This window comes from Trueperella sp. (genome assembly GCF_043424875.1).
Classification (GTDB): domain Bacteria; phylum Actinomycetota; class Actinomycetes; order Actinomycetales; family Actinomycetaceae; genus Trueperella.
This window is the reverse complement of record NZ_JBHWPL010000025.1, coordinates 1-7030: the sequence shown is the minus strand read 5'-3', so window position 1 is coordinate 7030 and position 7030 is coordinate 1. Positions and strand designations below refer to the sequence as shown.

The 7030-nt window shown below is 61.5% G+C and carries 7 protein-coding genes; all 7 read left to right on the top strand.

What is annotated here, in order from left to right; genetic code table 11:
* The first annotated feature begins 497 nt into the window (after positions 1-497).
* Positions 498-1034: a cytochrome c nitrite reductase small subunit gene (nrfH, locus tag ACHFFR_RS02465; protein WP_394262688.1), complete on the top strand. Its 537-nt coding sequence runs from the start codon at positions 498-500 to the stop codon at positions 1032-1034.
* Positions 1035-1042: 8 nt separating this feature from the next.
* A complete protein-coding gene (locus tag ACHFFR_RS02460) occupies positions 1043-2509 on the top strand; it encodes an ammonia-forming cytochrome c nitrite reductase subunit c552 (RefSeq protein ID WP_394262687.1) in 1467 nt (488 codons plus the stop codon).
* Positions 2502-3530, top strand: a complete 1029-nt coding sequence (locus ACHFFR_RS02455) for a tetratricopeptide repeat protein (RefSeq protein ID WP_394262686.1) — start codon at positions 2502-2504, stop codon at positions 3528-3530. Before ACHFFR_RS02460 ends, ACHFFR_RS02455 begins: the two co-directional genes overlap by 8 nt.
* Positions 3531-3602: 72 nt before the next feature.
* Entirely contained in the window at positions 3603-4355 is a 753-nt protein-coding gene (locus ACHFFR_RS02450) for a cytochrome c biogenesis CcdA family protein (RefSeq protein WP_394262685.1), read from the top strand.
* 7 nt (positions 4356-4362) lie between these two features.
* Positions 4363-5811, top strand: coding sequence for a cytochrome c biogenesis protein ResB (locus ACHFFR_RS02445; RefSeq protein WP_394262684.1), 1449 nt, complete (start codon positions 4363-4365; stop codon positions 5809-5811).
* Positions 5801-6721, top strand: a complete 921-nt coding sequence (ccsB, locus tag ACHFFR_RS02440; RefSeq protein WP_394262683.1) for a c-type cytochrome biogenesis protein CcsB — start codon at positions 5801-5803, stop codon at positions 6719-6721. The genes ACHFFR_RS02445 and ccsB overlap by 11 nt, the downstream gene beginning before the upstream one ends.
* On the top strand, positions 6714-7030 hold a 317-nt coding region (locus ACHFFR_RS02435; RefSeq protein WP_394262682.1), incomplete at its 3' end, for a TlpA family protein disulfide reductase. The genes ccsB and ACHFFR_RS02435, both read left to right, overlap by 8 nt.

Sequence of the window (7030 nt, the reverse complement as noted above, 5' to 3'; positions counted from 1 at the left end):
CCGGAAGCTAAGCCCACCAGCGCCGATGGTACTGCACTCGAGAGGGTGTGGGAGAGTAGGACACCGCCGCTATCACACCTCAGTGGAGGGGGAGTGCGAACCACACGGTTCACACACCCCCTCCACTCTTTTCACACCCCCAAAAAAACCACCCCGCTCACAAGCCACCACGCGAGTCTCCACTGGCGGAGTCTCCTACTGGACAGCGCGGACGGGATGCTCAGCTCAGCATCAGTGCAGTCCAGAGGGCATTTATTGGTCCAGGAATACTGGAGACACCCCCAACTTTCGGAGCTTATTTACCTGCGACGTGAGGTCGTTGTGTGGAGTAAGTCCAAATTGCGCACGGTTTCTCGTCGATTTCTCACTGTGCTGGCCGCCACTATTTGATTGGCGTGAAATGTCCGAATGAGACATGGGACCAACGGTCCCATTATTCACTGTCTAGTCGGTGAGAATTTGAATAGCCGCAGACTATAGACAGAGGGGGTCGCACGATGAGTGAATCATCTGAGCCGGTCCTCGAGCAGCCGGAGGTTGCTGAGGAGACGGAAGCGAGCGAGCAGCCCAAGAAGGGGCTCACGCCTGGCCGCATCCTGCTCCTGCTCGGCGTCTTCGTCTTCGGTTCGCTTGTGGGCGTTGGCGGATTTGCCCTCTTCTACGGAAACGGCATCGGATACCTGTACGACGATCCCGAAACATGCGCCCAGTGCCACGCCATGGAGGACTACCTCGATGGCTGGAAGGCTGGCTCACACACTGCGGTAGCCACCTGCAACGACTGCCACATGCCCCACGATGGCCTCGTCCACAAGCTCATTGTCAAAGCCGACAATGGGTTCTGGCACGCCATGAGGTTCACCACCGGTTGGTACCCCACCAACATCGAAATTCGTGAAGTTAACAGGGACATCACCAATGACGCCTGTTTGTACTGTCACGCCGATTACGTCGACGAAGTTCACCGCTTCCGCACGGACGACCAACAGCTCGACTGCACCAAGTGCCACGAAACCGTTGGCCACCTGAAATGAGATAGGACATGACTGCACAAGATACGGCTAAGAAGCCAAAGAATTCGAGACGATTTCTTCTGATTGGACTCGCGATCGCGCTCGTCGCAATCGTGACGTTCGGTATCACGATGCTCGTCATCAACATGATGGAACGAAAGTCGGAGCAGGAGATTCCGCGCCACGACGTCGTCGCACTCGATGAGACGACGGTCGATCCAGCGGTGTGGGGTCAGAACTTCCCGGCTCAGTACGAGGCGTTCAAGCGGACGAGCGAAATGGAACCCACCGTCCATGCGGGCTCGACGCGTGTGGAGCATGAGCCGACGGCGGATGATCCGCGAGAGTTCGTCTCATCCTCGCGCGTTGAAGAAGATCCGCGCCTGACGGTGATGTGGGACGGCTACGCGTTCGCGGTGGATTACCGCCACGCCCGCGGGCACGAGTACATGTTGCTCGATCAGCGCACAACGCGCCGAGTCACCGAGTTTGACCAGCCGGGCACGTGTTTGAACTGTCACGCGTCGATGCCGGCTGTGTATGCTGAGGCTGGCGACGGCGACATCGAGGCTGGCTTCCACGCCATCAACAAGATGGACTACGAAGAGGCAACCGTCATGGCAGATCAGCCGATCGCCTGTATCGACTGCCACGATCCTGAAACGATGAATCTGCGCGTCACGCGCCCGGCTCTCGTTGAGGGGCTCAAGCAGCTCAAGGCGTCGGAGGGTATCGAGGATTACGACGTCAACCGCGATGCGACCATCGAGGAAATGCGGACCTACGTGTGTGCACAGTGCCACGTGGAGTACTACTTCGCGGGCGAGGATAAGACGCTCACGTTCCCGTGGTCGGAAGGCATCGAGATCGATCAGATCTGGGAGTACTACCAGAAGGATGGTCACATCGACTTCACTCACGCCACCACGGAGGCGGAAATCGTCAAGGCCCAGCATCCCGAGTTTGATATCTGGTCCAATGGCGTTCATGCCGATGCCGGCGTGACCTGTGCGGACTGCCATATGTCCTACACCCGCCAGGGTGCACAGAAGGTGACCGACCACCACATCAGGTCGCCGCTGCTGGACATCAACCAGTCGTGTGGAACCTGCCATTCCGATGACGAAGAGACCATGTACAACCGCGTGATCACGATCCAGGATCGCTACGTCGATTCGCGTGACAAGGCGCTGGATGCCCTCGTGGATCTCATCGAGTCGATCGAGGTGGCAATGGAGGACGGTACTCCCGAGGAGTACATTGACCTGGCACGCGAGTACCAGAACAAGGCCTCCTTCTACATCGACTACACCTACTCTGAGAACTCCTACGGCTTCCACGCCCCGGATTACTCGCAGAAGATCCTGCAAACGTCCATCGACGAGTCCCGCAAGGGCCAGATGGCACTGACGGGCAAGACCCGCGAGGATCTCGAGCGTTCCGATGTGGCACAGCGCAACCTTGACGCCGCGAAGGAACGAGGAACCATTGGCTAAGCCCACACCCGCGGGCGGCGGAGAGTCGCCCGCGGGTGGCCGGCCCGATGAGTCAGTTCTCGACTATCTGCGCAATGCGCCTGAGGAGCTTCAGCCGTGGGCGCGTGAGAAACTAGCGGAGTTCGGCGACGACGCCGTGGCGCCACCCGCGTCCGACGAACCGGAGGCCGACCAGCCCGAGCAGCCTGAGACGGCCGCTAAACCTACCTCCCCGGACATCGCGTCGCATGCGGTTGAGGCGGGCATCCTCGAGGAAAATGACCTTGCCCTTGCCGAGCTCGGGGAAATGGACGATGATCAGCGCCGCGCGGTGCGCAAAGCACGCAAGCGTGCGAAGAGGACCGCCCCGGCCCCGGTCGTCGTCGATCATGCTGATGCCGAAAATCGCGATTCAGGCACGAACCGCGATTCAGGAAAGACATCTGCCGCCCCGGCGGCTCGCAAGGATGCGACGCCGCGTCACCAGACGGCGTCGCCGATCGAGCGTGCGCCGGAGAAGAAGTCGAAGGCGTTCACGATCCTCGTGGTCGCGGCGCTCTCGCTTGGTCTTGCGTTCGGCGTGTTCATGATTGGCGCCGACGAACAAAAGCCGCTCGATGCGAACCAGCTTCCCGACGGTCATCCCGACATCAGCCAAATGGAAGCGCCGATGCCCGCAGCGGCAGATCACTCGCAGCGCATCTTCGAACTCGACATGGCCTTGCGGCAGAACCCGGACGATTGGGAGGCTCGCCTGGAAAAGGGTGTCCTGCTCATGAACCAGCGGGATTACGAGGAGGCGGAGGAGGAGTGGCTGATCGTCTTGGAGGGCACCGAGGGCCATCCCGAGGCCTACTACAACCTGGGCTTCCTTTACACCCAGATGGACCCGCCGCGCTTTGACGATGCGATCGCCTCCTGGGAGTCGCTCATCGAGTTGGATCCTGACTCGGAGCTCGCGGTCGATGTGAAACCGTTCTACGACACGCTCGTGGCCGGCCCGCCAGATGCCCCTGACGAGATGAGCGACAATACGCCCTGATCAGGGACCTTTGGGCCTCGTTGACTACATGCGTGTACGGCAGAATTATTAACAGTTACAGGGAGGTAAATTATGTTGACGATGCCAGCAGTGTTCGTCGCCGGCATACTGGCCTTCCTTTCCCCGTGCTTTTTGCCCGTCGTGCCCGTGTTCGTTGCGCAGATGACGGGCCATCGTCAACCTTCTGAATTCATCGGGCAAGACGCGAGCCCGCGCCGGGACGCCGGCGTCACGCTAGCAACTGAGTCGACGGCGACCACCCGAACCGGAGCCGCTCTCCAGGCGCTCGCATTTGTCGTGGCGTTCAGCCTGGTGTTCGCGGGGCTCTGGGCGGCGGTAGGAATCGTCGGCTGGGTGGTCGGGGATATTCGTCAGTACCTAACCATCATTGCTGGCGCGGTGCTGATCCTCCTTGGCCTGCACGTGGCAAGGCTGATCCGCCTGCCGTTCGTTGACCAAACGATTCGCCGCGGCGTCGACGTCGACGGCGGCCCGAGCTACCGCAAGTCCGTGCTGCTCGGTCTCTCGTTTGGCGCCGGCTGGTCCCCGTGTATCGGCCCGATCCTCGGGGGCGTACTTGCCCTCGCGATAGCGCAGGACACCGTGCTTTCCGGGTTCGGCCTCCTCCTTGTGTTCTGCGCGGGCCTCGGCCTGCCATTCATCGCGTGTGCAGTACTTGCCGACCGAATGATCTCGTTTGATTGGGTGCGAGCACACTACAAGGCCATCGAGCTCATCCTTGGTCTCTCGCTCACCGTGGTTGGGTTCTTGATGATCTCCGGCCTCCTCGAGCGCCTGTCCGCGACCATCCCTGCGATTGTGTGAGGTTTGAGTGAGCCACGTTTCATCCGCGCCGGAGCTATTTGACGAAGACGAGCACATCTCGCCGTCGTTGATCTTCAAGAGGATTTACGCGTTCTTTTACAACAAGACTGTCGGCGTTGTCCTTATCCTCCTCATGGCCGTGCTCGCATTCTTCGGCACGATCATTATGCAGATGCCCGCCGGCGCACTCGAGAACCCGGACACGAAGGCAGCGTGGCTCGAATCGGTTCGCCCCAAGTACGGCGGCTGGACGCCGGTGCTCGATTTCCTCGGTTTCTTCCGGATGTACACCTCGCCGATCTTCCTCATCACGTGCGTACTGCTCGGGCTGTCGATCGCGGGGTGTACCCTGCATCGCCTGCGCCCGATGTGGCGAGCAGCGACGGAGCCGCGCGTGAGCGTCTCGGATAACTTCCATCGTCACGCTCAGAACCGCGTCCAGCTCGAGGTGGCCGATGTGGCCGGCGGATCGGGCACGGAGACAGCCGGTGAGGTGGCGTTCGAGAATGCGATCGAGGTCCTTCAGTCCAAGCGCTGGCGAGTCGTGCTCGACGAGAAGAACCCGAATTCGGCCTACGCCGATAAGAACCGCTGGGGTCCCTTCGGAACCGCCCTCGCGCACCTGGCTTTCATCCTCATCATGATCGCCTTCGTCTTCACGAATGTGGGCGCATTCGAACGCTTCCTCACGATTCCGGTGGGAGGCACCGCGCAGGTTGAGGGCACCACGCTCTCGGCAACCGCGCTCGCGTTCCAGGACACCTACACTGACGAAGGCCGACCCGCCGATTACGTGACGCACCTGCTCGTGGAAGACGACGGCGTCGTCGTCGGCGAACAGGACATCCGCGTGAACGATCCGCTCACCTACGACGGCTACCGGTTCCACCAAACCTCCTTCGGAATCGCGGCGCAGGTGCTCGTCGAGGCGCCGGATGGCCAATTGCGCAACGAAACCGTGGCCCTTCAGTGGACGTCGAACGATGGGCGCAACGCGATCGGGCGCCTGAACATGCCAGAGCGGGAAGACCTTGACGTCCTCATCGTGACCGCCGCATCCGGGCGCGCCGACTCTCAGATCGAGCCCGGGACGGCGATGATCGAGATCTACCCGATCGATTCCAACCAGCCCTACGCCGTGCAACAGCTTGAGCCGGGCACGGCCTTCGAATGGGAGGGCTACAGCTTCACGTTCGAGCGCGAAGCACAGTACACCGGAGTCACGGTGCGCAAGGACCTGGGCAGCATCCTCATGTGGATCGCCTCGTTCCTGCTCGTGCTCGGCATGATTATGACCTTTGGATTCCCGCACCGCCGCCTGTGGCTTCGCGTGGATCCCGATAACGAAACCATGGCTGTCTCATCAGTCGACAAACATGACGCAATTTACGAGCGGCAATACCGCGAACTCATTGCGCAGATTTCTGGAAAGGAAAGCGAGAGCTATGACGATTGAGAATCTCCTGTATTTCCTCGTCGCGGCCCTTGTGCTGAGCGCTATCGCGCTCGCGATCGACGTCGTGGTTGTGACGTCCAAGAAGAGCGCGGTGACGAAGTCGACGACGAAGGCCGTGCGGCGCCGCGTCGATTCTGCGGGGAACGTCATTGAGGACGAGTCGCCGCAGGTCGCGGTGGTGGAGAAGCCGGCGGGGCACTCCCTGAGCTGGTACGGCACGGCGTTTAGCGTGGTGGCGTTCCTGCTGGTGACCGCCTATCTCGTGGGCCGAACGATCCTGGCTGGCCACGGCCCGTTCTCGAATCAGCACGAGTTCGCCGTGTCCTTCGTCTGGGGCATTTTCGCGGCGCTGATCTTCTTCCGCTGGCGCTACCGCGTGCGGATGCTGGGGCTCATCGTCTACCCGGTGGCGATCGCACTGCTCCTGTATGCGCTGAACTTGGATACGACGATCAACGGGCTCGTCCCCGCGCTACAAGACAGCTTCTACCTGACCCTGCACGTGAGTTTCGCGATCCTCGCCTACGGCACCGCCTGCGTGTCCTTCGGTGCCGCGGTGCTCTACCTGCTGCACGACGCGATCGCGCCGAAGCTGCGCCGCATGCCTTCGAAGGATCTCCTTGACGAGATCGGCTACAAGGCCGCGGCTCTCACCTTCCCGCTGCTGACCATCATGATCCTGCTCGGCGCAATCTGGGCGGACACGGCGTGGGGCCGCTACTGGGGATGGGACCCGAAGGAGACAGCCGCGTTCGTGACCTGGCTGATGTACGGCGCCTACCTCCACGCGCGCGTGGTGCGTAACTGGCGCGGTAAGAAGTCCTCGTGGTTGCTCGTCGTCGGATTTGCGACCGTGCTGTTCGCCTACTTCGGCAACCACTTCTTTGGAGGCCTGCACTCGTATGGCTGATCCCCGCGATAGGCTCCGCAATTCGCGGGTCGGCAATCTGCTCGTCGTCGCCGTGGTGACCCTGCTCGTCATCGCCGGCGTCTACGCGGTCAACCAGGGCAGCGCCACCGATGGGATCGAGCTCGAGGGCGAGCAAACCCAGGGCGAGTACTCCGAGATCGAGACCCGTGGAGATGCGCCGCCGCCCGAGGTCGGCCAGCCCGCGCCCGAATTCAGCGTGCTGGATATCGATGGCAACCCCGTGGTGCTCGACCGCCTCGATGGGCCGACGTGGCTGATCTTCAACGCCACGTGGTGTTCGGCCTGCCG

What these genes read in the sequence shown, in the direction of transcription:
- ACHFFR_RS02460 (WP_394262687.1), top strand. Translation starts at nt 1,043, where the DNA reads ATGACTGCACAAGATACGGCTAAGAAGCCAAAGAATTCGAGACGATTT.
- nrfH (WP_394262688.1), top strand. Translation starts at nt 498, where the DNA reads ATGAGTGAATCATCTGAGCCGGTCCTCGAGCAGCCGGAGGTTGCTGAG.
- ccsB (WP_394262683.1), top strand. Translation starts at nt 5,801, where the DNA reads ATGACGATTGAGAATCTCCTGTATTTCCTCGTCGCGGCCCTTGTGCTG.
- ACHFFR_RS02450 (WP_394262685.1), top strand. Translation starts at nt 3,603, where the DNA reads ATGTTGACGATGCCAGCAGTGTTCGTCGCCGGCATACTGGCCTTCCTT.